Source organism: Paenibacillus sp. FSL R7-0198 (genome assembly GCF_038000415.1).
GTDB lineage: Bacteria > Bacillota > Bacilli > Paenibacillales > Paenibacillaceae > Paenibacillus.
On record NZ_JBBOCB010000001.1, the window covers coordinates 4091631 to 4116780 of the forward strand.

Below are 25150 nucleotides of genomic sequence, written 5' to 3' on the forward strand. Positions count from 1 at the left end.
CCTTAGGACACCCCCTTATCGGACTTGCCTTTGGATTTGAAGCGCTGGACTAGCTCCAGATGGAAGACACCATATCCAAGGAAAACAGCGATCACAATCCCAGGATGGATATCCAGAAGCTGCAACAATACAAAGGCAATCACGCCGAATAGGGCGGCAAAAACTTTACCGAGTCCCTTCCAGGCTTTCATGGCAAATTCATAAGCCATCATGCCCAGCATGACAAAAATGACCGGCCGCACGGCGGCTACCATGCCTGCTACCACTTTCGACTCGCGCAGCGCGTACATGGAACCGAGCAGAGCAATAATGGCAATGCTTGTCGGTAAAATATGAGCGAGTACGGACACAATCGCGCCCAGCACACCTTTGGTTTTATAACCGAGATATGCGGCCATTTTGGTCGCGATGGGACCCGGCAAGGCGTTGGCGATAGCCAAAATCTCGCCGAACTCCTCATCACTGACCCATTTGTAACGCGTAACGGCTTCGTAACGAATTAACGGGATCACCGAAGGGCCGCCGCCATATCCGAGAATTCCGGTTCGTACCATTCCGATAACGAGACCGTTGTAATCTTTCCAACCCATGCTGATTTCCTCCTAGAGTCTCATGCCCATCCGGCTTTTATAACGTTTCAACAATAGCTGTGATTCCACTTTGACGATACCCGGCATCTTATAGAGCTTCTCCAGCAAAAACTGCTCCATCTCTTCCATATCCGCAAAAATACCGTGCATGTGCAGGGTACTCGGGCCTGTCATATGATAAAGGCTGGTGACGGCTGGCTCTTCGTCCAGTTTCTCAGCGACTTCATCCAGGAAGGGCGGTTCGACATCGACATTAAAAAAGGCGGAGACCTGAAGCCCAACCTTGCCAGGGTTGATCACCACGGTGAAACGTTCGATGATTCCTTTTTCGGATAACGCATTAATGCGCGCCTGAACAGCTACACGCGACAACCCAATCTGTGTACCCAGGTCCGTGTAGGATATCCGGCTGTTCTTGTGAAGCGCGGCGATGATTTTGCGATCCATCTCGTCGAGATTGTACATTTGTGGAATTTCTCCTCCTTTGGAGGAGCGTTTCTCTGACATGTTGACCATCCTTTTCTCTCGCTATATGAAATGAACAATGAAATTTTACTAAACATACAATGTGTATGTGGCATTCATAGTTTAATGACGAATCGTAACTGGAGTCAATCTATTTATCTTGATTATTGAATTTAACCGATTTTGAGCCTTCATTTTGTCATTTTGACCAATCGGAAATAAAAAAGACCACTCGCACAGTCCAATAGCGAGCAGCCGGTTAATAGGTAGCTGAAGTGAAGCGAAGAGCACGATACGAAGCATGTCCGGTTATACTTGGGCTGTCTTGGGCAGTAAAAGGGTAACTGTCGTGCCTTCGCCAGGCTCGGAAGAAACTCTCAACGTTCCTCCTGCACCACGGGCACGCTCTTCCATACTGAACAATCCAACGCCATTGCCAGCAGTTGCTTCGCTGAATCCGGCACCCTGGTCTTCAATAATAACCATCGTCATGTCCTCAGCGTCTTCTATAGTAACACGTGCCTCGGCAACATCGGCATACTTCGCGACATTCGTTAAGGCTTCCTGAATAATTCGGTAGATGGCTATCTCCCGGTTCATCTCCAGTCGTTTGCGCAAATTACATTCCAGATCAACTTCGATCCCGTAGTGACGGGTGTAATTCTCGATATACGTACGAATCGCCGGAACAACACCCAGGTCATCCAGAACGGACGGTCTCAGCTCCCATGCCATACCACGTACATCTTCCATAATACCCGTGACCTGCTTACGAAGTGCTTCAACCCCGGGTTGAGGCTGGTCTGCCAGCAGTCGGTCCATCTGAATCACCAGAGAGAAGAGACTCTGTCCAATCCCGTCATGCAGTTCACGCGAGATTCGGCGTCGTTCCTCTTCCTGAATATTCATGACCTGGGACATCATCTTCTGCAATTCGGCTTCAACGGATTTCAGCTTGGTGACCTCACTACGTACAGCCAGGTATTGATATGGCTCGCCGTCGTTATCAAGGAAAGGCACAATGGTGGTGTTGACCCAATAATGACTGCCATCTCTGGCACGATTGCGAATTTCCCCGTTCCATACCTTACCTGAGGATATCGTGTCCCACAGGTTTTTCATAAAACTTTTGCCATGGTATCCGGAATTAATGATTCGATGATCCTTACCGATCAGTTCCTCACGCTCATACTGTGAGATTTCACAGAATTTATCATTCACATATTGGATTTTCCCTTTGCGGTCCGTGAGGGCAACAATGGAGGACTCATCCAGAGCAAACTTCAGATCACTCAGTTGATGCAGGGAACCCTTTAACCTGCTGCGAAATTCATTATCCGTAATGTGATTATCGATTTCGTTCAGCAAGAGGCGTACGGGCTGGTCTGCGAGTCCACTTAGTCTGTTCTTGCGTGCACTACTCAAAGTTCAGCAACCCCTTTTTCATGGCGAACTTCACCAGTTCCGGGCGTGTACGCAGGCCAAGTTTCTCCATCAGATTGCTTTTGTGGGATTCGACCGTTTTGACACTGATGATCAGATGTTCGGCGATTTCCTTGTTGGCGTAACCTTTGGCAATCCAGGACAAAATCTCTTTCTCCCGCTCGGATAACGTGTCATACGGTCCGGCGTTTTCCTGTTTGGCTTTGTCCAGGTATTCGCTCATCAGCCGCTTGGTCGCACTGGGGTACAGATAGGCGCTACCCTCTGCTACGGAACGAATTGCGGCAAGCAATTCTTCATGCGGCGCACTTTTGAGTATGTATCCGGATGCTCCCGCGTGGATGGCTCGGAACAGATATTCTTCATCGTCATGCATGGTCAGTATCAAAATGGAGACATCTGGCATCAATTTCTTCAATTCAGCAGTAGCGGTCAGACCGTCTTTGCCTGGTGGCATGCTGAAATCCATCAAGACCACATCTGGTTTCAACTCTTGAGCCTTGGCAATGGCTTCATCGCCATCTGCGGCATCTCCAACGATATGTATATCATTCTTTCCTTCAAGTAAGGCGATCAGCCCGGAACGCACGACAACATGGTCGTCTACAACTAATAGTTGAATCACATGATTTCCCCCTGTCCGCTTCCTTAGTTCTATCTATATCATAACAAAAAAAGAAGCCATTCAGAGCTTTAATCTCCGAATAGCTTCTTTCTCTCTCAGCTTGTGGGATAGAAACATTGAACCTTAATGTTCTGTTTGGCCGAAACGTTCCTGAATCATATTGGCAATCTCCTGGACCTGTGCCTCCACGGCAAGAGGATCATAAGGCCAGAACCGTTCCCCATCCAGCTTAAACACTCGATTGTTCTTCACAGCGTCCAGGGATGACCAGACGGGTGATGTTTCATCCAGCGAACCTCCATTGGATAAATCGAGGAAAATATAATCACCTGCATAATCCGCCAGTTTCTCCTCGGATACAGTTACAGTATCTTTATCCTGATCAATCAGTTCCTTTTGCACAATGTCTGGTGCTTTCAGTCCGAGCTGTTGGTAGATGGCTTGTCCACCGCGGTTGACACCATCTCCGTTGATGTACCAATCCTTACCAAAGAGACTGAAGTTGGAGAAGGTCGTACCTTCCTTGACCAGCCCTTGAATGGAGTCCTTGGCTGACTTCACTTTTACTTCGAATTGGGACAACCAGTCTGCAGCTTCCTTTTGTTTGTTTAGGATTTCCCCAAAGGCAGTGATTTCCTCATGCACATTGTCGTATGTACCATAAGGGATGATGAGGGTTGGTGCGATTTTGCGATATTGCTCATTCAGCTTCTCATCCCCACCTACAGTGACGATCAGGTCGGGCTCAAGCGAAAGAATTTTTTCGACTGAACCGCCGTCGATACGACCAATGTCTGCTACGCCTTCAATCAGATCAAGCACATAAGGGCTTTCCAGCTCATAATCCGGTGCGCCTACTGGCTTGACGCCAAGTGCGAGAAAATCAGCGAGGTAACCCTGCGTCACAATCCGCTGCGGGTTCGTGGGTATTTCAACGTCTCCATTAACGGTGGATATGATCTGCGTTTCTGCGGCGCTGTCTGCCGTTTGTTCTTCTGTAGTAACAGATGAGGAAGTTTTATTTTCTCTTGTATCATCCGCTTGGCTTGAGCAGCCAATAATTCCAATCACCAGTACCAGGAACATAAGCCCAGTCCACCATTTTGATTTAACCCCTGTCATTCTGCCTCTCCCCAATCAATAATGATTATCTTTCTCAATAAAACCTCCTTAGTATCGTAGCTTTTGGATACAAGTATCGTCCATCTCAAAATGTGACCTCTTGAGCATGGACAATGGTTACCTGTTCTTGTCACCATTCTCCCGAATCAGGATATCTACCATAAGCTGAAGCTGCTTTTCCAGAGCCAGCGCATCATTACACCAGAATTGTTCCAGCTTGAGCGGATATATCCGGCTATTTCCGTTATTCATAATCTTGTTCCAGTATGGTCGTTCCCTGAGTTTGACTTGTGCATCATGATACAGACCGCCTTCATGTGAGGGAAGCACGAGAAACATATGGTTTGCCGCATAATCCGTCAATTGATCTTCCTGGATAAACTGATGATTGTGGGATTCCAGAACGTCACGAAGGATATTGGGGGCAGGTGTAAGATTGAGTCCGTAATATACGTTGTATGCTGCTCTGGCCGTTACATTCCAGATACAGATCGTTCCGTCTTCCCAGAGTTCATATAACCCAACGGTTTCATCAGGCTCGATTGCAGCCCCAAGTCGTTCAGCTTCACTGCTGACCAGTGCGGTGTAATGCTCTATCCAGTCTTCGGCAGCCTGCTCTCGACCTATAATTCGTCCGATGAGTTGAACAGTCTCCAGTCGATTTAACTGGTCCCATGGCAGGACCATAACCGGAGCAATCTGTTCCAGTTGTTCGAGCTTATGGGGCAAATAGTATAGATAATCTGGCGCAATGATCAGATCAGGTGGTTCAGTTCGGAGGATTTCTTCCACACCATGTTCATCCAAATCCAGCACATCATGCAACTCGTCTTGGATCAGCGGTGACATCGCCCAGGGTAGGAATGAGGCGGCAATGGGTTTAACGCCTAAGGCTAACAGATCTCCTGTGTACTGTACGGTAGCAATTCGTCTTGCGCGGGGCTGTAGTCGGTATTCACTTGGGCTAATCCCAGTAAACTGTTTGAATTTTCGACTTAGGTATAAACCATCGGCGTACCCCACAAGCAGCGCAATTTCATTCAAGGTGGCCTGCGTAGACAACAGATATTGCTTCGTCTTGTCCATACGAACTCGGGTCAAGTGAGCCTGGAAGCTGCGTCCAACCTGTTTTTGAAAGAACCTGGAGAAGTAGCTCGCATTAAACCCGGTTAATCTGGCGAGTTCTTCACGGGTGAGATGGCTGTCATAGTGATGGTTAATATAGCGAAGTGCTTCACGAATTATACTGTCTACCATCTCTGTAGAAGGTTTAATCGCCAGCTTGAATAATTCAAGCAATTCACTCAGCAGATAATGGGATCTGGCTTCTTCGGTCTGGGCACTTCCTGTCCTCGTTTCGGAAAGCTCCTGGATGATTGCGAGCATTCGCAGAACCTGTGGACTTGCTCCGGTCTTCGAACCATGTGAGGGCAAGTTCACTGATGTAAGCTGATAAACACGCTTGTCAGGACTCTCTTCCGTTAATACGTAATCCTGGAAACCGATATGATACAAGGTGAAGGCAGAAGGCGGGATATGTATAAGCTCCAGGGAGCACTGGGAATGTAGAAAAAGTAACTGCCCTTTATGTAAAACACCGTGCTCATTACCAAATCTATAGTCCACCGTCGCTGTGCAGGTAACCAATGAAGGCGTTTTTATGGAAATGGTACTGTTGTGCTGTGTGGATTCCCATGGAATAACACTGGCATTTGTCAGTACAAACATATCTGTAGCCTCCTTAGCTGTATATACTATATATGAATATATGAATGTATGGACTCGATTATATCAATCTGTGTAAGTGACGTCGATGTATACAGATGAGCGAAGACAGGTGAACAGACTAAGGCTCGCTCCACTGTGAATAACTATAATAAAAAAAGTCTTGGTACTCCCCTAAGGAAATAACAAGACTTCTTCCATATTAAAGACAGATGTCGTTATCCATATACGTGCGGCTGAAGATGTAGAGCGACTTGCTCCGTCTGCCGGACCATGTCCGGTGAGAAGGTGCAAGGCAGTCTGCTGCCAACGAGCAGCACGGCGCCAGGCACGCTTCCTTCCTGGAACACAGGTACCGCTATGGCACTTACCAACCGCTCAGCAAGCATTAACGGGCAACGACCGGGTGTATGCTCCCCGGTGGATTGTGCATCAGATCGGGCTGTGCGTCCAGTCCGAAGGGCTGTGCCCACCAGATCTTGTCCGGGGCGCATTTCCATGCGCTTCACCCGTTCATTACTAGCCCCGGAGGTATACTTCCAGCGTAGCATCGTCCCGTTCAGACAGGCAAGTCCACAGAAGTCGCTGGATGTGTTCAGGCGCAGGCCGTCGATCATCTCCTGAATGCCAGATGGCAGTTCATCATGCATGAGAGGACACTTCCTTTTTCGAAATTATAACGTACGTAACGTGTAATTATTATCATTAACCTTTTAGGATCATTTTAAAGTAAGGGTATTACGATGTTAGTTCTATTGTAGACCCTTTCTCGTACATTGTAATTCAGGGAAAACCCCTATTTCCGTTCCATAATCTACTGAACCTGGGCAGTGAAGGACTCCTGAATCAGGTGCACCAAGGGATTGAAGAAATGCGAAGGATGAGGCATATCGGTGAAATGTGACTTTTCTCACAGCAAATTCAGGGAGTTTCTCGTCAAGGATCAGGTAATCCCCCGATAACCCTCGCGCTACTTTCGCGGTATGATGGATACATAAGGAATCACCGAGGGGGACGAAGGTTATGGGTACAGTATTTGTAGAAAGAACAACCCAAAGAGCAGAGCAGAAACAAGCGGAGGCGGGCAAAATGACACGGGAAACAGGCGGAATCCTTTCGTTCGTTACATCTGAGCAATGGGACCTGATTGAAGCAAAAATGCAACCCAAACGGGTGAAGTCGGGATATAGTCTCTTTCTCGAAGGCGATGAAGCCGGATATCTGTACTACATTCGTTCGGGACGAGTGAAAATGACCAAGTCGACGGAGGATGGCAAGGAAATTATTTTATCCATTCAGCAAAGCGGCGATCTCATCGGTGAATTCGGTGGCATCGGTGGATTGAATCATAGCTACAGTGCAGAGATGGCGGAAAAAGGGGAACTGGCCATTATCTCGCTTAGCGATCTGGAAAGTATACTCAGCAAACATGGCGACCTTGCCTTGAAATTCTTGCAATGGATGGCACTGTCGCAGCGGATTACCCAGTCGAGATTCCGTGATTTGCTGCTCTATGGTAAGGCGGGTGCCCTCGCTTCGACACTGATCCGTGCCAGCAATTCGTATGGCAGGGTTACACCGGATGGTATTGTGCTGGACATGAAGCTGAACCATACCGATCTTGCCGAGATGATTGGAGCTACCCGGGAGAGCGTAACGCGGATGCTGGGGGCATGGAAAGAACAAGGTACGCTGGATATGATGGACGGCAAACTGATGATTCGGGATCTGGCAGCCTTGCGTTGTATGTGTGGATGTCCGACATTCCCGAGCTGTCCGGTAGAGCTGTGCCGACTGTAAATTAGTTTGTTCAGAGGCTTCACCTCCATTGGCGATTGGGGTCGTTACGGAGAAAAAGAAAAGAAAAGCTGGCGTCCCATATATGGGAGTCAGCTTTTTGAGTTTCCGTGAAATTGTTCATGTGCATATTCCTTTGCAAGAATCGAATATAGACACGAATCATGATATTCCCCTTTGTAAAACCAATGCTCTCGCATCAGACCTTCACGCTGCATACCGATCTTCTGCATAACGTTCTCTGAAGCCTCGTTGTTCGGGCGGCATTTCGCATAAATTCGGTGTACACCAAGTGTATTGAAGCCAAAGCCAAGCGTAGCTCGGGCTGCTTCGGCAGCATACCCTTTTCCCTGATAAACGGGATTGAGCACATAACCGATCTCAGCGTTCGTGTTTTCGATGTGAAGGCCAACACCACCGATCAGTATGCCCTCCTTTTTCAAACATATCGCCAGTTCAAAGCCCGCTCGTGGTTGTGTTTGCTGCATGTCCAACACAAACTGCACGTATTCTCGAGTATCCTCTTCGGTATTTGGTCCCCATGCCGTGTGTTGAGTAACCTCTGTCATGGATGTGTAGTTATGTATACTTTTCCAGTCTGTCTCCAGAATATCCCTGATGATGAGTCGTTCGGTCTCCAGTTGCATCGTTGTTCCCTCCTTCACGTTTGAATAACTTTACTGTACATTGTACAACAAAAATAGCCCATAACAGATTCAACGAATGAATCGGTCATGAGCCATAATGTAGATTTATGATGTATGTGGAATGCTATTGTGGTTGTTTACATTGAACTGCGGGATAAGTATAAGCCAGCTTACGGATAATTTCCTTCTGCCATCTCGTATCACCAAGATTGGTTGCCAGGTTCAGAAGATCCAAATAATCGTCAAGCTGCAGATCAGCCTTTTGCAGAGTTGTATTCATTCGATGTTCGTTCCCCTTTATCTATAAAATCGTAAAATCATATGCAGTAGAAAGTTACAAAGAGACAAGTTCAAGAATGATAATCATTATCACATTTATATATTCATTATGCAATGAACGCTGGCAAAATGCAATCCCAAGTCCGCAACGAATTTAACTTTTTTCTGAAAATAGGCTCATCCACAGCACATAGGGAATGTATACACCGAGATATGCAGACGGATACAAGAACCAGCCATTCAGCAGGAAATGGTGAATCTCGGTGGTGAATGTGGTCATATGAGCATTCGTCGCATACACATCACCTGCGATGACTGTTGCCGCACTATAGAAGCAGAGCAGCGCAAGAATATGAAACAATCGTCTAACCATCCGGGAACGAAGAGCAACATAAGCCATAATCAGCGGAACAATCAACAAGAGTATCAAAAATACCAATTTCATCATCGTTTTACTCCTTCGGTAAATGGAATTGTAATGATAATCAGTATGGGCCAATAGACTCAACTTCTAAACTTTTTCATAAACTTTACAAAAAGAAAGAGGAATTCAGCATATGAACAATTAAATTAAAGGAGGATAACCCATTATCAGGTAATTATGAGGAGGAGAAAGGGAATATGAAAAAGGCGTTATGGCAGCACTGGATCGGGGCATTCCTGGTCTTTATCATGATGGCAACCGCACTGCTGGGGCCGGGTTCGCAAAGTCCGGTACAAGCTGCAGCACCACTTACGGTATCTCAGGCCATCGCTGCCCAGAGCGGTGGAGGAACAGCGACGGTTGAAGGAATCATTGTTGGACATGCTACCGGGTCACTTACAGCCAAGTTTACATCTCCGTATGCCAATGATTTTAATGTTCTGATTGCCGATTCAGCGTCAGAGCGGACCAACGCCAGATTATTGGATGTGCAGATTCCCTCATCTTTCCGATCGCAATATGGATTGGCGTCCAACCCCAGTCTTGTAGGGAAAAAGATCATCGTAACCGGAACCCTCGGTGCCTACAACAGCTATGCAGGAGTCAAAAACCCAACGTCCATCGCGCTTTCCTCCGGAACAACCAATCCTGATCCAGAACCGAACCCGGGCACAACACTGCCGGATGGTACCGGTAAGAAAGTATTGTTCGATAATACCCACGCCCAGACAGCAGGTGCTGCAGACTGGATTATTGACGGGGCATTTTCGGATTTTGCCAATGGTTTGCGAAACGCAGGCTTTGCCGTGGATCAGCTGGAACGCAGCATCCCGTATACATTCGGTGAGCAAGCCATCACCTATAATAAATTGAAAGATTACGACGTCTTTGTCATTGGCGAAGCCAACGTACCGTTCAAAGCGACAGAACAGGCTGCGCTTGTGCAGTACGTACAGAACGGAGGAAGTGTTTTCTTCATCTCCGACCACTACAATGCAGACCGCAACAAAAACCGCTGGGATTCTTCCGAAGTATTCAACGGCTATCGCCGAGGTGCCTTCCTGAATCCAGCCAAAGGCATGTCTTCGGCTGAAGCCGAATCACCAGCGATGCAGAGTGTGACGAGTTCAGACTGGCTCGCGACGAACTTTGGTGTCCGTTTCCGCTACAATGCCCTTGGAGATGTAAATGCATCGGATATCGTTGCACCTGCACAATCCTTCGGCATTACGGCTGGTGTTAATTCTGTAGCGATGCATGCGGGATCGACCATTGCGATTATAGACCCTAACAAGGCTAAAGGCTTGGTCTATGTACCAAGTGGTGTGTCCAAGTGGGGTAATGCCGTGGATCAGGGCGTATATAACGGTGGTGGACGAGCTGAAGGAGCCTATGCTGCCATTGCAAAGGTTGGTGCGGGCAAAGCCGCATTTATCGGTGACTCTTCACCTGTAGAAGACGCGACTCCGAAATATTTGCGTGAAGAGACCGGTGCTACCAAGAAGACCTATGATGGATTCAAAGAAGTAGATGATGCAACTTTCCTTGTGAATACTGTGAAATGGCTCGCGGTCAAAGAGAGCTACACCAGTCTGGCACAAGTGCCAGGACTGACATTGGATACGGCAACAAGCCTGCTTTCGATGGAAGCTCCAGCTGCATCAACCGAGCCGCAACTTGAGCCATGGGCTGCACCCGCGGCAGGGTACAAATGGTATGACCCAACTACATTTAAAGCAGGTTCATACGGAAAAGCACAATAAGTGAAGTAGACATCAACTCAACATGCGAATAGGGCTTGGCCGTGGAGTTTTGCGGACAGGCTCTTTTTTTGCTTGTTATATCAGTGACATTCACGAACATGATTAGCCCATACCACCCTGCCATTGCATAAATATCTGCTACGGAGGGGAAGGTATGGGTACTAATGATGCGGCGTGAAGCCCAACCCAACCAGAGGAGGCGGCGAATGATGACTCACCAAGCAGACTGTGACAGTTCCTCGATGAGACAGAAGCTCAAGGCAGATCTGCATCGTGTGGCGGATCGAATGAACATGACGTTATCCCGTTTTGACAATGACAGTGTCTGTCTGCTAGGGCAATTTGCAGAGATTCGAGCGGAGATCAAGCAGATTGAGGTGCTCGCCTCTTCGTTTTATCTGGATTGTTATCTGTCACCCTTTACCGAGAAGTTTGCCGAATTAACATCGAGCGTACAGCATCTATCTGACCGGAGATATGGGGCGTTGATTGTGATTGAACGGGAGATTCCGTTGGAGTCGATCATTCACTCAGGCGTGACTGTGGATGCAAGAGTGACACATGCGTTGCTGGAATCATTGTTTATCCCCGGTGCACCTCTGCATGATGGGGCTGTTCTGATTCGTGGCAATCAAATTGTATCCGCTGGTAATGTGCTGCCGTTGTCGCAAGCGGAAGTGCATGAACGAAAAATAGGCACTCGTCATCGGGCAGCACTGGGACTCAGTGAATTGACGGATGCGGTTGTATTGGTTGTTTCCGAAGAGACGGGACAGGCTTCATTTGCTGTAGATGGGGATTTGCATCCAATCAATGTGGTTGAAACGCTCCCTTAATGTGAACGATCAAGTGGCCTACTTGGGGCGAATAGGTTGATGCAGTTGAGGGAATTGTACCTTTCTCCTGTAAGGGAGAGGGGTTTTTCTATGGATAGACGATAAAATTATAATCTGAAATTCGACCGCTTTGCTCTCGCCATATGAGAAACATCGATCGATGCTTCTCTGACATTACGATGTGATTTTGCACAAACTGGGTATTCATGGGTACAATAGAGGATGGTCAATGAATAGAGAACAATGCGATTGGATCGCAAAAATGGTTGGAGGAGACGGTTAGCACATGAGTTGGTTTGAAGCAATGGAGCATCACGATTATGAGGAACTGGTTCTGTGCCAGGATCGAAATTCAGGGTTAAAAGCAATTATCGCCATACACGACACAACACTCGGCCCTGCGCTGGGAGGCACGCGGATGTGGACTTACGCTTCAGAAGAAGCAGCCATTGAAGATGCCCTGCGCCTTGCCCGTGGTATGACATATAAGAATGCGGTATCCGGACTGAATCTTGGCGGCGGCAAAACCGTTATCATCGGAGATCCAAGGCGCGACAAAAACGAAGCGATGTTTCGGGCGTTTGGACGATATATTCAAGGGTTGAACGGACGTTATATCACAGCCGAAGATGTGGGAACAACGGAAGAGGACATGAACCTGATCTATCAGGAAACGGACTATGTGACAGGCATCTCACCGAGCTATGGTTCATCCGGTAACCCATCACCTGCAACGGCTTGGGGTGTATATCGGGGGATCAAGGCAGCAGCGAAAGAAGCATTTGGTACCGACCTGCTGGAGGGTAAAACGATAGCGGTCCAAGGTGTCGGCAATGTGGCGATGCATCTGTGCAAATATCTGTATGAGGAAGGTGCACATCTGATCGTTACGGATATCCATAAGGACTCGGTGAAACAGGCTGTGGATCGCTTCGGCGCGACAGCTGTTGACCCCGCAGACATTACTAGTGTGGATTGCGATATCTATGCACCATGTGCACTGGGCGGCACGATTAATGACGATACGCTCAAGACACTTAAAGCGAAGGTTGTAGCGGGCTGTGCCAATAATCAGCTGCTGGAGACCCGTCATGGGGATCAACTGTATGACATGGGCATCGTTTACGCACCTGACTATGTTATCAATGCAGGTGGTGTCATTAACATTGCGGATGAGCTGAACGGTTATAATGCGGATCGAGCGTGGAGCAAGATCGGAGAGATCTATTCCAATCTGGAGAAAATATTCGAAAGCTCACGTACCGAGGGCATCGCAACCTATGTTGCCGCAGATCGACTGGCTGAGCGACGGATCGAACAGATGAAGAATACCCGCAGTACATTCCTGCAGAATGGTCACCATGCACTGAGTTCCCGGAGATTGCGCAAGTAAACGTAATTGAATCATTACCAAATCTGTAATTGGTCTGTTAGATAACGGCAACATCCACTCCAAAGATGGATAATGTCGATCTAACAGGCCATTTTTTTACGTTGCTATCAGAAAAAAAGAAAACAGTGGCAATATCTCCCTAAATGATCAATTCTACTATGGATTTTTCCGATAATGTATGTACATCGTTCAGATGCATATGGTTCAGGGAAGTGGGGAGAAGTGGGAAATGGGGAAAAGAAAAGGGTTAGGGCATAGGATCAAAAATATGTCGCTTAAAATCAAACTGCCTTTCATGATCAGTGTATTGGTTGTTTTGGTTCTGCTTGGTGCAACGACCACAAGTTATATGATCTCATCTGATGTTGTGGTCAGGAAAAGCAAGGATGAGATTAATGTGATGGCTGACCGCCTTGGGGAAGGGCTTTGGACAGCGATGCAACTTCAGCAACAATTGAGTCATGCGATATCCGTACATAATACCTTCAAGGAACTCTTGGAGCTGCGTAATACAACTGACATGACGGATGAAGAATTTTTATCGGATGAGAACCCGTATTTTAATAAGGCCAATACGATCTTGACCGACAGTATATCGGAAACGGAAGGAAGCAAGCCAGATCTGTTCGTGTTTGATAAGGAAGGAATCATGGTGGCGGGAACCATGCCGGAAGTGATTGGACAGTCACGGGGAGATCGGGAATATTTCCAGGAGTCCATACAGGGGAAATCCTTCATCAGTGATGCGATCGTTTCGAAGAATAGCAAGAAGCTCATTATTGCATTCTCGGAGCCCATCATCGATGAAGAGGGGAATATCCTGGGTGTGCTTGCTATGTCGGTGGACAGCAGCTTTTTCCTGGGCCAACTCGGGGACATCCAGATCAATGGTCAGGGCAGAGTTGAAGTGCTGAGCCGGAGCGGTATCATTATGTATGATTCATTGGATCCTTCCATTGTGGGACAAACGCTGGAAGAGGACAAGGAAGCCATGGAACTTATGGAGGCCAGAGCCACCGACAAAGTGAAAATCAATTCGATGGATCGAGATGATACCTACTATCGTATCAATCAGATTCCTGGTGCAGATCTCTCCGTGGTCATTATTGACGATTATGATGATATTAAGCGCCCGGTAGAGGATATACAGCGCCAGATGCTTATCGTGACCTTGATAGGAATTGCTCTGGCTATTGGCGTGGGATTGTTGATCTCTCGTAGTATAACGAGACCTATCATTCGTCTGATCGGGCTGTTCAAACAGCTTGCTCAAGGGGATCTGACCGTTAAGGCCAATGGCAGATATAACAGTGAATTCAAGGATCTGGCGGAGAGCTTCAATGTTATGGTGGAGCAGAACAGGAACCTTATTACCGATATGAATAATTCGATTCATGTTCTTCAGGACAGCACTCAGGAATTGGAGGAGACATCCAGACAGACGGCAAGATCCATTGATGAGACCTCGGCGACGTCCATGGGGATTGCAAAAGCGATGGAGGCTCAATCGGAAGATACCGAGCAGATTGCAAGTAAATTCAACACCTTTGGCGATAAAGTGGCTGCCATGAACAGCAGTGCACAGGATGTGAAGGCAAGAGCGGATGAGATCGAAACGGTATTCCACAACGGGAATGAAGTCGTGAATGAACTGATGCGTATCAATGAGGTGAACGAACGGGAAGTGGAGAAAATCTCGGAGATTACCGTCAAACTTCAAACGAGTTCGGGCAGTATTAGTCAGATCACGGAAGCCATCAGCCAGATTGCGAAGCAGACCAATCTGCTTGCATTGAATGCTTCAATTGAAGCATCACGGGCGGGGGAGCATGGCAGAGGATTTGCAGTTGTAGCCGAGGAAATCCGCAACCTGGCAGAGCAGAGTTCCCGCCAGTCCAAGGAAATCTCCAGCATTATCGAGCAGAATCTGGCCGATGTCGCCGAGAACAACCAAAGTGTTGCAGAGATTCACACCATCTCGTCCAGACAGGATGAGCTTGTCTTGCAGACTCGTCAGGCGTTTGATGTGATTTTGGAGAAGGTATCGGTCATTAATCAACAGATCGCTACAATGGCAGGACAGATGCAAGAGATGTTGCAGAACAAGGATGTTGTACTGGAGTCAGCCCATAGTTTGTCGGCTTCAGGAGAGCAGGTATCCGCTTCGGTTGAAGAGGTAACAGCAACCATGATGGAGCAGTCTTCCACGGTGCAGCAGTTGGCCAACATGGTCGATACGATCGATCAATTGACGCAAAAGCTGGCCGAATCGGCTGCGCGATTCAAGGTGGAGTAAGAGTCTGTCTCAAAAGGAATTCCGCCTCGCTCCAAGCGCTAACGAACCTACCGCACCTTAAAAGGCGGATCATCAGAGCTTGCAAGATTTAAAGAATCTCAGTAACGCTATTTCGTCAAAAACGTTGTCAAAACCTAAAAAATTGAGCGAATCGACGAAATAACGTCTCTGTGATTCGTTAGATTTCAGATCGGGGCAAATGGGACCGAATAGCGTGTCTCAGGTTCATTAAAACAAAATAACACAAACAAGGGATGTCCCCTGTCATATTCATGACTTATAGGACATCCCCTTCTTTTTTATGGTCCAGATCAATGTGCTCTAATCCATTTAGTGATCAATGAGATGCAACAGCTCAGGGAGCGGTGTGCGAGGCTTGGGGATAGGCTGATCTTCAGCGTTAAAATACCCCATGTGAAGTGTGCCTACTATTTTTTCCTCTGATGTCACACCAATGGCTTCACAGAATAGTGGATTTTCGTTGAAAGGACTTGTCTTCCATACGACGCCGATCTGTTGTTCCCAGGCGAGCAACTGTATGTTCTGGATCAGTGCCGAGGTTGCAGCAAAAGCCTCTTCCCACGCTTTGGAGGGCAGGTTGGCTGTCATAACCACAACCAGATGCACAGGTGTCTGTTCACAATAGGCTGCTCTGATTTGTTGTCCGTACTTTGCTACAAATTCAGGATTGCGTGTACTCAATACAGCGCTCGCGAATTTCTCTCTGCCCTCATTCATAAACAGAATGAAGCGCCAAGGTTCCTTTTTGGAATGAAAAGGTGCCCATATCGCGGCCTCCAGAATCTCATGAATCGTTTCCAAGGGAATGGGTAGGCCATTAAATTCCTGAATCGTGCGTCGTTCGATCACGGTCTGCCTAAGGCTTGTTTTGGGTTTCATCATGTCCATCTATAACTCGAAGGAAGCAGCGATCTCATCAATAATTTTGCTAAGACCGATGGGACCGTATCCTGCAAACCACAGGTTGGCATCACCGATATATACATGATCGTTCTTGACTGCATTCAGATTGGACCAGATGGATGTATCCATGATGTTATTAAGCACAACCTTGTTTTCTTCCCCTGGACGAAGAATGATAAACAGTCGATCCGGGTTCAGCTCAGGCAGAATTTCCTCGGAGATTGCCACATTCCATGATCCCTGGAAGTCTACACTGTCTACTGAAGCAGGGGTTAATCCCAGAGCACCAAACAGAGTGAAGTTATCATCAGGTTTAATCAACTGAAGCTGTTTATCCTGTACGCGCATGTAGGCCACCGTTTCGTCTTTGGCTTTTACGGCAAGCTCATCATGGGTTGTGGTCACTTTGGCATCATAGGCATCTTTGACCGCTTGGGCTTCTTTTTCTTTGCCAAGAACGGTTGCCGTTTCCATGAATCGCTCCCAGTCTCCTTTTTCTTCATTATCAAAAAGGATCGTTGGAGCAATCTTGGAGAGTTGCTCATAGTTTGCTTCATTTAACGTTTTGGAGGCCAGAATGAGATCCGGCTCAGCCTGGAGCAATGCTTCAAAATTGGGAGACTCGCCGGATCCTATGGCAGTGGTATCTTTCATCTGATCTGCCAGATATTCAGGGAATCCGAGATCGTTATACGTTACCATGGCTGTCGGTTCAATGCCGAGAGCGAGTAATTGGTCAGCAAAGACGTAGAGCATACCCGCAATTTTTTGGGGTTCAGCAGGAATTTCGATATCCCCTTTGATCGTGGAAATGGTACGTGTATTCTCACTTCCCTGTTCAGCCGTTGATGGTTCTGCCCCATTGGATTCGGGTGAAGCGGAGCTCCCGCTGTTCTGGGAAGTCCCACAGCCCGCAAGCATGCTGCATAGAAGAAGAACGGTTATAAGGAATCGTCCTGATTTGAAAAAGGTAGAGAAGCGTTGGTTGTTAGGTAAAGACACGTTGTACACACCCTTTAACTGATTTTGATTATCATTATCAAAATAATTATAGGTGCATTCCAAATCGTAATCCATGGATATTCCTGTTTAATGCATGGACGTTTGGCTCAGGAACAACTGACTAACCCGATTCAGAAACAGATTATGAGCCAAGGAAGTATAACAGGAGTAGGGGGAGGAATCGCCCAATTCATAGACTTGCTTCGTACGAACCGCCTTCCATTGCTGCCAGATTGAATTTTGCATAAGCAACGCTACAGTGTGCGCACGCTCGTCTGCTCGGCCACTTGTAAACAGAATGAAGTGTTCAATATCGGACTGGACCAGCTGTTCCAGTGACATTAAACGGGAATGGGATACGTGGTGTAGAGCTTGGGGTACGTATAACTGCAAATCATCATAGAGTACCGTCCCCAGATTGCGGTTGCCGTATACCCGGAACTGTCCATTTTCGTATTGCGCCACAGCCACAGGACGGTCATCCAGGGCATGTTGTATTCCGGATATTTTCCGGTTGACCGATAACTCATAACGTTCCAGCCATTCTTCACCAGCTGTTATTTTACCCACGGATTGTGCAATGGAGTACAACTGTTTACGCCAATCTCCTGCAAAAGGTATGGTACAAGTGGAGGCAATATGCCGAAATAATTCGGCTTTTTTGGGCTCTTCATAATCGGTTCCTTCATACCCAATGATCAGCTCCGGGTGTGCGTTCATTAATAGTTCCAGATCAGGCTGATCTCTGCCCACTTGAATCACATTTTTAATTTCATATGATGTTTGATGGACCGGATTAATCAGTGCCGCATATGGCTCAATACCAAGGGCAAGCAGATGCCCCGTATATGGATGGGCAAGTGAAGCGATACGTGTTACGGAGCGATGCTTTTTAATATAGACCATGGGAGACAATCCGGTGGTTGCTTTGAATTTTCGGCTAAAATAGAATTCATCTTCATACCCGACCTGGCGTGCTGTTTGTTTGATCGTGTTGTCTGAGGCCAGTAGCAGATCACCGGCTTCCCGGATACGTACGGCGTTCAAATATTCGATGGGGCCTTGTCCAATCATTTTTTTGAACAATCTGGAATAACGGTTGACACTCAGTCCAGCCATTTCAGCCAGTTTTTCGCGTGTGAAGTTCTCCTGATAATGTGTATGGATATATTTTTGGCTCTGCCTTACCGCTTCAATTGCTGTATCTTCCTGGAATTTCTGCTTCTTCTGCTTCAATAGGACAAGACACAGTTCCTGAAAGAGGATCTGACGTGCCATTCCAGCCCATGGATCTTCCTTCTGCCCACCTTCATGGATTTGAATGGCGAGTACGGGAGCTGAGGGAACAACAGTGGCAATGCATTCAAGATGTGGATCAATAACTCGCTGCATGTTGCCATCCAGTTCTTCGTTGTAGACATTGTAGGTTAAGGTGACACATTGAAAATCATGCTGTACCTCGGTAGTTGCAAGACAGGTGTGAGAAGGCGGGACGGAAAGGACTTGAGGAGAGCATAAGGAGATGACTTTGTCTTCGACTTTGACGGTCAAGCTCCCTTTGATCACAACAAGCAGCGTATGATGTGGACGGGATGGAAAGGACACTTGTTCAGCATTGTTGTCGATACGCCGGGCATCAATGAGCCTATATAAAAGATTCATGAGTTTCATCTGATCTTCTCCTGACTGCTGTGAATGTACATACTATACTGCTGCTTGTAAAAGTTCTCTATATCAAAACGTAATGCACTTCTGGTTCAGCAGCTTCATGAATTGATCCAGCGCACTGCTGACATACCGATCCTCACCGCGGACAAAGGTTGTCGTGGTATGAGTAAAACGATCTGCAAGATCAAATACGGAGAATTCATCCGGTTTCTTGTGAATAACGTTGCACGGCATAATGGTAAAAGCAATTCCAGACTCCACACAGCTAAGCAGGTTTTCCATCGTACTCACTTCGATAATATTGCGAGCGGACAACCCCTCTTCCTGCAAAAATTCTTCGGTCATTTCACGATACGGGCAGCCCTCGGGGAAAACAACCCATGATACTTGGCACAGGCTTTCGGGTGGTGTATCCATCCGCTTGGAGATGATATGAACCGTGTCCTGCATCTCATATTCCACCTTCAGACCCTCTTTCACACAAGCCCCGCTGATAAATGCACCATCAATCTCATAGTCCTGTATTTTCTTGCGCAGTACTTTGGGTGAAGTGGCGTTAACAAGTGAAATGGACACCTTCGGGTAGGTTATTTGATATTCATTCAGAATCTCCATAAAGCGGCTGGATGCTGCCGTTTCTACAATGCCGATTTTCAGCGTACCGGAAGGTTCACCGGGATCGGTCATATCCTGCTTCAGATCGTGCAAAAGGTTGCGAATGCGTGTGGCGTACTCAACAAACTGCTCACCTTTGGAGGTCAGCACAACACCTTTGGGAAATCGGTTGAACAGCTGGATTTGATATTCCTGCTCCAGTTTTTTGATACGCGTAGTGACATTGGATTGCGCATAATTTAGTTCTTTCGCGGCCTGTGAGATTTTTCCTGAACGTGCCACCGCGAGAACAATATCGATATCGGAAAGTTCCATGCTGTATCCTCCTGAACGTGGATTAACTTACATTGCTTCCGCAGATGTTGATGTCAGGTATCTCTCTGAGAGATACAACTATATATTTCAATCATTTTACGATATATCAGAGCCGCCGTACAATATCCCTAATGACAAAGAGAGTAGGGATATGACATGGATAAAATGAATACACATTCAACACTATTAAGCCCGGTGACGATTCATCAGTGGCAATTAAGGAACCGAGTGGTGATGGCACCGTTGACCCGGGGATTTGCTGATGATCAGGAGGGGACCGTGACGGATGAGATGGTGGCGTATTATGAGCAGCGTGCGCGGGATGGCGTGGGACTGATCATTACCGAGGGCATTAACCCGAATCTGGCAGGCAAAGGCACTTACGGCATCCCCGGTTTATATACAGATGAACAGACGACTTCTTGGAAAAGGGTAACGGATGCTGTTCACAGACATGGCGGCACCATTATTGCTCAACTGTGGCATGTCGGCAGGTTGTCCCATTCCGATCTGATCGGAACCTCTCCAGTGGCACCCTCCAGCCTTGCAGCAGAAGGAAGAGTGCATAAGCTGCATAAGCCGTATCAGGTGCCCCAAGCGATGAGTACACAGGATATAGCGGATACGATTCAGCATTTTCAGACGGCCGCCCGCAATGCGGTTCTGGCAGGGTTCGACGGGATCGAGCTGCATGCTGCGCATGGGTATCTAATCGACCAGTTTATCAATGAGAAGACCAACCACAGAACAGATGAATATGGAGGAGACACTGCGGGTAGATTGCGGTTCCTGCGGGATATTATTGTGGCTGTAAAAAAAGAGATCCCTGTGGATCTCATATCGGTACGATTCTCTGAGAAAAAGGATGATGATGCATCCTATGCTTGGGTAGACAAAGCTGGAATGATCGATGCATATCTGAACTTGTTCCGTGAGACGGGAATAACAATCTTGCATCCCTCAACAGATCATTATGCGAAAGCGTGGGATGGTGAGCAGTCCTTTCACGAGCGGATTCGAAGTCAGTGGGATGGAATCATCATTGGTGTGGGGGATCTGGATGTTCATGCTGCAGAGCACGCTATTGGCAAGGGAAGTATAGATCTGGCTGCATTCGGCAGACCATTTATTGCAAACCCCGATTTGGTGCGTAAATTGCATGCCGGTGAGCCGTTGGTGGAGTATGATGCAGCTACGCATCTGCCTGTGTTGGTGTAAAAGAGAAAACCGAGTAAGAGAAGAAATCGAAAAAAGGTAAAACACTACTGACATACTGTTGGCAAGAGCGGTCTTGTATGATCAAGATAACCTAAACAACCAACCCCATATATAAAGGAGATCATTACATTATGTCAGTAATCGGACCGGATTTCATTTCACTTCAAGTGAGCAATCTTGAAGGCTCTGCCGAATTTTATCAAAACTATCTTGGACTGGTACGTTCACAGGCGGGACCACCTCATGCGGTGGTCTTTGACACCAAGCCTATTGCATTTGCTCTACGTGACCTATTGCCAGGAACAGAACTCGGTTCAGGTGCTCAGCCAGGACTTGGTGTCGCTCTGTGGCTTCATGCTCCTGATACGCAAGAAATCCACGACAAGCTTGTTGCGGCAGGCGTACAAATTACATCTGCACCAATAGATGGACCATTCGGACGAACCTTTACATTTGCCGACCCAGACGGGTACCAAGTTACCCTTCACAGTAAAGCCTAATACGCAAATGTATCCATCTTAATAATAGTGATAACTTCCTGTCACAGGGAGACAAGTGAGTATTACAACAATAAGGGCAGAGCTAATCTTGATGATTAGCTCTGCCCTTATTCCGTTATTCGGATTCTGCGATATATTCATTTTATTCATTGCTGACAACTACCGCTTTCTTTTCCGTAAAGTAATACACCAAAGCGAGCAGCGGCATGATCAGGCCAATCAGCGTTGTGAGATTCCAGCCTCCGTGAGCATAAGACCAGCTTCCAAGAGATGAACCAATCGCACCGCCGACAAAAAAGATCGACATGAATATGCCATTCACACGCCCTCTCGCTTCACTTCCTAAGGAGTAGATGATGCGTTGACCCAGCACCAGATTTCCTGAGACAGCCATATCCAGTGTGATTGCCACGATAACAAGCAGGATCAATGCAAACGTGGAGTGGCTCTGGAACACATAAGCAAGACCGAATGAAGCAGCAGCGATCACCATGGCAGCACCCGTCAGAATACGCGTTAGCCCGCGATCGGCCAGTCTCCCGGCAATGGGAGCGGCAATAGCACCTCCGACACCAGCCAGAGCGAACCAGGCAATGCCTTGCTGTGACATGCCAAAATCGTTAGCCAGTCTGAGCGGAACCGTGGTCCAGAACAAGCTGAAAGCTCCAAATAGACTGGCTTGATAGAACGCCCGACGGCGAAGCAGAGGCATCGTTCTGAACAGTGTTCCCAAGGACACGATCAACTGCCCGTATTTTAAGGTGGGTTCAGGCTGGCGAGCAGGAAGAGCACGTGACAGAAGCAACATTAGAAGTGCTATGACAATGGCGGAGAATACAAAGACCGTCTGCCATCCGAAGAGGCTGGTGATGAAGCTTGCGACAGGACGAGCAAGCATAATGCCCAGCAGCAGACCACTCATGACATTGCCAACAACCCGTCCGCGTTGTTCCTCGGAAGTAAGATATGTAGCATAGGGCACCAGAATTTGAGCGACCACAGAACCTATACCAATGAACAGAGAGGCAGTCAGAAATACAACAGCTGTAGGCGAGAAAGCCGCAGCAATCAGAGCAACAACCAGTACGATGAGGAAAAGAACGACCAGGCGTCGATTCTCGGTAATGTCACTGAGCGGTACGATGAATAACAAACCAATAACATAACCAATCTGAGTCAACGTTACGATCAATCCGGCAGCGGCAGAAGAAAGACCCGTGGTTATGCTGATCGGTCCGATAACGGTCTGAGCATAATACAGATTTGCCACGATCAATCCACAAGCGGATGCCAGCAAAAAAATAATCCAGGTGGGTACAGGTGCCTTCTTCACTTGTTGTCTCATATCCATGATAATCATCCTCCACAATTCTAAATTGGTATTCGCAATAAACAGTTAATATTAAAATTGTTAATTACTAAACGTTGTGTTCACTAATTACAAATATATAATAAACTAAACGTATAGTATTGTAAATAGGCTCGAAATATTTTAATGAGAATATTAATTAGGATGAAAAGGTGAACCGAGGATGGAATTATTGTGTGTACTCATGGCAGTTTAGTATAATGAACGTATCGTTTTTATGAATAATACTTATGATTAAATATACTTTATACATCCAGGAGGGCTCAAGATGACTGCCAAAAGAGGACGTCCACGTAACATGGAAACCCAGAATGCCATTCTTACAGCATCGTATGAGTTGTTGTTGGAGCACGGATTCGGGGCGGTTACAATCGAGAAGATTGCTGAACGTGCACAGGTGAGCAAAGCCACTATCTACAAATGGTGGCCGAATAAAGGCGCTGTCATCATGGACGGATATATGTCTGCGGCAACGGCAAGATTGCCAGTGCCGGATACAGGGTCGGTATTGGAGGATATACGCATACATGCGAGTAATCTGGTTCGTTTTTTGACCAGTCGGGAAGGAAAAGTGATTACGCAGATTATTGGGGAAGGGCAGTCGGATGAAGGGCTTGCCGAAGAATACCGCACAAGATATATCCAACCACGTCGGCGTGAAGCTCGGGGAATTCTGGAGAAGGGTGTGGAGCGTGGCGAATTGAAAAGTGGGATAGACATTGGATTATACATTGATCTGATCTACGGGCCAGTGTTCTATCGCATGTTAGTGACGGGTGAAGCGATGGAGGATGCGTTTGTAGATGTGTTGCTTCGTTCCTTGTTTGAAGGGATTCAGGCCAAATAGGTACAGAGAGAGCGGCGATACAAGTGGGAGGAATAGGGAAGAGGGCGATTCGTAGGAATCACCCTGGAAGGAACCGAAGTGTATTGTCGGGGAGAACTAAACCTGGAATATAGGTGAGATGGCTGTGGGCCATGAATCTGTAACATTAGAGGAAAGGAAGGATGAGTGCTGGGTTAACATCGGGGGTTCATTCCATACCGAACTGGGCAGTTCGCGGCGTAATACAGGGGCAACTTCCTTGGCAAAACGCTCCACTTGCTCCAACTGCTCGCTATGCGTCAGTCCATCTACGCTGATACTCAGCACCTGATGTCCGTAAGCGGCATGATAGTCCAGAATTTTCTCAATGACCTGCTCCGGACTGCCGATTAACGCAGGACCTCGTGCAATGTTATCCTCCAGATCGGTAAAGGGCGACTGATTATGCTGTGCGGCGGCGGTGGCATGGAACGCTTCATAATATGGCTTATAGCGGCGAATGGCTTCTTCGCCCGTATCCGCAAGATAGAGACTGCCGGCACCAGAACCAATTACGGCTTGCTGCGGATCATGACCATAATAATCGAGGCGTTCCCGATAATGATCAATTAACGCTTTGTATTTGGCCTGAGGGTGAAAAGAGTTCGACGTAAAGAGCGGCTCGCCATATTTGGCAGCGAGTTCGGTCGAGACCGTGCTGGACGCGCTACCATGCCAGATCGGGATGGATTGCTGAAGCGGCCTGGGCCACGTGGTCACTCCCTCAAGAGGAGTGCGATACGTCCCCTGCCAGGTTACATTCTCTTCAGACCAAAGCCGTCTCAGCAAATGATAGCGTTCATCTAGTGAATCCCATTGTTCCTCTTCGCTTATGCCGAACAGCGGATAGTGCCGAGGGTCATTGCCTTTCCCGATGATCATCTCCAGCCGTCCGCCCGATAATTGATCCAACGTGGCATAATCCTCGGCAACCCGGACCGGATCAAGTATACTAAGAACAGTGACGGTGGTTAGTAACCGAATGCGTATGGTTGCTGCGGCTATTGCGGTTAATACGACAGGTGGAGAGGAAGATAGAAAAGGAGCACCATGTCGTTCACCGATCCCATAGGCATCGAAACCCAGTCGTTCAGCCAGCTTTGCTTGCTCTAATATATTGTGGAATTTCTGCTGAGTTGTCAGAGCTTCCCCGGTTACGGCATTAGGCAGATTCATCATGAGACTAAACAAGGCAAATTTCATCTGACCTTCTCCTCGAACTGAATTGATAACTTCTGTGTCGTATAATCCTATTGAAATAGTAGGATA

At 47.4% G+C, this 25150-nt stretch carries 24 protein-coding genes; 8 read left to right on the forward strand and 16 right to left on the reverse strand.

What is annotated here, in order from left to right; genetic code table 11:
- Nucleotides 1–2 precede the first annotated feature (2 nt).
- From MKY87_RS17800 to MKY87_RS17830, 7 genes are all read right to left on the reverse strand, one after another.
- On the reverse strand, nucleotides 3–590 hold the full coding sequence (locus MKY87_RS17800) for a chromate transporter (RefSeq protein ID WP_074093159.1): 588 nt from the start codon (nucleotides 588–590) through the stop codon (nucleotides 3–5).
- Between the two features lie 12 nt (nucleotides 591–602).
- A complete protein-coding gene (locus MKY87_RS17805; RefSeq protein WP_062837151.1) occupies nucleotides 603–1097 on the reverse strand; it encodes an Lrp/AsnC family transcriptional regulator in 495 nt (164 codons plus the stop codon).
- Nucleotides 1098–1364: 267 nt separating this feature from the next.
- Nucleotides 1365–2480 (reverse strand): PAS domain-containing sensor histidine kinase, encoded by a 1116-nt coding sequence (locus MKY87_RS17810; RefSeq protein WP_338590209.1) that lies wholly within the window; start codon nucleotides 2478–2480, stop codon nucleotides 1365–1367.
- Nucleotides 2473–3123, reverse strand: a complete 651-nt coding sequence (locus MKY87_RS17815) for a response regulator (protein WP_017691068.1) — start codon at nucleotides 3121–3123, stop codon at nucleotides 2473–2475. The genes MKY87_RS17810 and MKY87_RS17815 overlap by 8 nt, the downstream gene beginning before the upstream one ends.
- Nucleotides 3124–3246: 123 nt before the next feature.
- A complete protein-coding gene (locus tag MKY87_RS17820) occupies nucleotides 3247–4245 on the reverse strand; it encodes an ABC transporter substrate-binding protein (protein WP_091038061.1) in 999 nt (332 codons plus the stop codon).
- 117 nt (nucleotides 4246–4362) lie between these two features.
- On the reverse strand, nucleotides 4363–5973 hold the full coding sequence (locus MKY87_RS17825) for an AraC family transcriptional regulator (RefSeq protein ID WP_340965571.1): 1611 nt from the start codon (nucleotides 5971–5973) through the stop codon (nucleotides 4363–4365).
- A gap of 215 nt (nucleotides 5974–6188) precedes the next feature.
- Nucleotides 6189–6620 carry a GAF domain-containing protein gene (locus MKY87_RS17830; RefSeq protein WP_340910970.1) on the reverse strand — a complete coding sequence of 144 codons (432 nt, stop codon included), beginning with the start codon at nucleotides 6618–6620 and terminating at the stop codon, nucleotides 6189–6191.
- A 373-nt stretch (nucleotides 6621–6993) separates the two neighbouring features.
- Here MKY87_RS17830 and MKY87_RS17835 point away from each other — a divergent pair, with 373 nt between their 5' ends.
- Nucleotides 6994–7770 (forward strand): Crp/Fnr family transcriptional regulator, encoded by a 777-nt coding sequence (locus MKY87_RS17835; protein ID WP_240768291.1) that lies wholly within the window; start codon nucleotides 6994–6996, stop codon nucleotides 7768–7770.
- Nucleotides 7771–7859: 89 nt separating this feature from the next.
- Here the strand turns inward: MKY87_RS17835 and MKY87_RS17840 are convergent, their stop codons facing one another.
- The 3 genes from MKY87_RS17840 to MKY87_RS17850 form a co-directional block, all read right to left on the reverse strand.
- A complete protein-coding gene (locus MKY87_RS17840) occupies nucleotides 7860–8414 on the reverse strand; it encodes a GNAT family N-acetyltransferase (RefSeq protein WP_340965572.1) in 555 nt (184 codons plus the stop codon).
- Between the two features lie 124 nt (nucleotides 8415–8538).
- Nucleotides 8539–8694 (reverse strand): hypothetical protein, encoded by a 156-nt coding sequence (locus MKY87_RS17845; RefSeq protein ID WP_017691064.1) that lies wholly within the window; start codon nucleotides 8692–8694, stop codon nucleotides 8539–8541.
- A 153-nt stretch (nucleotides 8695–8847) separates the two neighbouring features.
- The gene (locus tag MKY87_RS17850) at nucleotides 8848–9141 is read right to left on the reverse strand and encodes a hypothetical protein (RefSeq protein WP_339786951.1); all 294 of its coding nucleotides are present in this window, start codon (nucleotides 9139–9141) and stop codon (nucleotides 8848–8850) included.
- A 224-nt stretch (nucleotides 9142–9365) separates the two neighbouring features.
- On the opposite strand from MKY87_RS17850, the gene MKY87_RS17855 reads away from it, so the two are divergent.
- The 4 genes from MKY87_RS17855 (at nucleotide 9366) to MKY87_RS17870 (ending at nucleotide 15405) form a co-directional block, all read left to right on the forward strand.
- Nucleotides 9366–10880, forward strand: a complete 1515-nt coding sequence (locus MKY87_RS17855) for a DUF6359 domain-containing protein (RefSeq protein WP_339790378.1) — start codon at nucleotides 9366–9368, stop codon at nucleotides 10878–10880.
- Between the two features lie 206 nt (nucleotides 10881–11086).
- On the forward strand, nucleotides 11087–11716 hold the full coding sequence (gene cdaS, locus MKY87_RS17860) for a sporulation-specific diadenylate cyclase CdaS (protein ID WP_338590224.1): 630 nt from the start codon (nucleotides 11087–11089) through the stop codon (nucleotides 11714–11716).
- A 286-nt stretch (nucleotides 11717–12002) separates the two neighbouring features.
- A complete protein-coding gene (locus MKY87_RS17865) occupies nucleotides 12003–13109 on the forward strand; it encodes a Glu/Leu/Phe/Val family dehydrogenase (RefSeq protein WP_340965573.1) in 1107 nt (368 codons plus the stop codon).
- 229 nt (nucleotides 13110–13338) lie between these two features.
- Nucleotides 13339–15405, forward strand: a complete 2067-nt coding sequence (locus MKY87_RS17870) for a methyl-accepting chemotaxis protein (RefSeq protein ID WP_340965574.1) — start codon at nucleotides 13339–13341, stop codon at nucleotides 15403–15405.
- 330 nt (nucleotides 15406–15735) lie between these two features.
- Here MKY87_RS17870 and MKY87_RS17875 read toward each other — a convergent pair whose 3' ends face one another.
- From MKY87_RS17875 to MKY87_RS17890, 4 genes are all read right to left on the reverse strand, one after another.
- Nucleotides 15736–16314: a nitroreductase family protein gene (locus tag MKY87_RS17875; RefSeq protein WP_340965575.1), complete on the reverse strand. Its 579-nt coding sequence runs from the start codon at nucleotides 16312–16314 to the stop codon at nucleotides 15736–15738.
- Nucleotides 16315–17406: an ABC transporter substrate-binding protein gene (locus tag MKY87_RS17880; RefSeq protein ID WP_340965576.1), complete on the reverse strand. Its 1092-nt coding sequence runs from the start codon at nucleotides 17404–17406 to the stop codon at nucleotides 16315–16317.
- A 12-nt stretch (nucleotides 17407–17418) separates the two neighbouring features.
- Entirely contained in the window at nucleotides 17419–19002 is a 1584-nt protein-coding gene (locus MKY87_RS17885) for an AraC family transcriptional regulator (RefSeq protein WP_340965578.1), read from the reverse strand.
- Nucleotides 19003–19065: 63 nt separating this feature from the next.
- Nucleotides 19066–19929 carry a LysR family transcriptional regulator gene (locus tag MKY87_RS17890; RefSeq protein WP_340965580.1) on the reverse strand — a complete coding sequence of 288 codons (864 nt, stop codon included), beginning with the start codon at nucleotides 19927–19929 and terminating at the stop codon, nucleotides 19066–19068.
- A 165-nt stretch (nucleotides 19930–20094) separates the two neighbouring features.
- Here MKY87_RS17890 and MKY87_RS17895 point away from each other — a divergent pair, with 165 nt between their 5' ends.
- Together MKY87_RS17895 and MKY87_RS17900 are read left to right on the forward strand one after the other, a co-directional pair.
- On the forward strand, nucleotides 20095–21147 hold the full coding sequence (locus tag MKY87_RS17895; protein ID WP_340965582.1) for an oxidoreductase: 1053 nt from the start codon (nucleotides 20095–20097) through the stop codon (nucleotides 21145–21147).
- A gap of 131 nt (nucleotides 21148–21278) precedes the next feature.
- The gene (locus MKY87_RS17900; RefSeq protein ID WP_249912958.1) at nucleotides 21279–21647 is read left to right on the forward strand and encodes a VOC family protein; all 369 of its coding nucleotides are present in this window, start codon (nucleotides 21279–21281) and stop codon (nucleotides 21645–21647) included.
- Between the two features lie 142 nt (nucleotides 21648–21789).
- Here MKY87_RS17900 and MKY87_RS17905 read toward each other — a convergent pair whose 3' ends face one another.
- Entirely contained in the window at nucleotides 21790–22998 is a 1209-nt protein-coding gene (locus MKY87_RS17905) for an MFS transporter (RefSeq protein ID WP_340965586.1), read from the reverse strand.
- A gap of 286 nt (nucleotides 22999–23284) precedes the next feature.
- Between MKY87_RS17905 and MKY87_RS17910 the strand changes: the two genes are divergently transcribed.
- The gene (locus MKY87_RS17910; RefSeq protein ID WP_340965587.1) at nucleotides 23285–23863 is read left to right on the forward strand and encodes a TetR/AcrR family transcriptional regulator; all 579 of its coding nucleotides are present in this window, start codon (nucleotides 23285–23287) and stop codon (nucleotides 23861–23863) included.
- A 96-nt stretch (nucleotides 23864–23959) separates the two neighbouring features.
- Here MKY87_RS17910 and MKY87_RS17915 read toward each other — a convergent pair whose 3' ends face one another.
- Nucleotides 23960–25084: an LLM class flavin-dependent oxidoreductase gene (locus MKY87_RS17915; RefSeq protein ID WP_340965588.1), complete on the reverse strand. Its 1125-nt coding sequence runs from the start codon at nucleotides 25082–25084 to the stop codon at nucleotides 23960–23962.
- Between the last annotated feature and the right edge of the window lie 66 nt (nucleotides 25085–25150).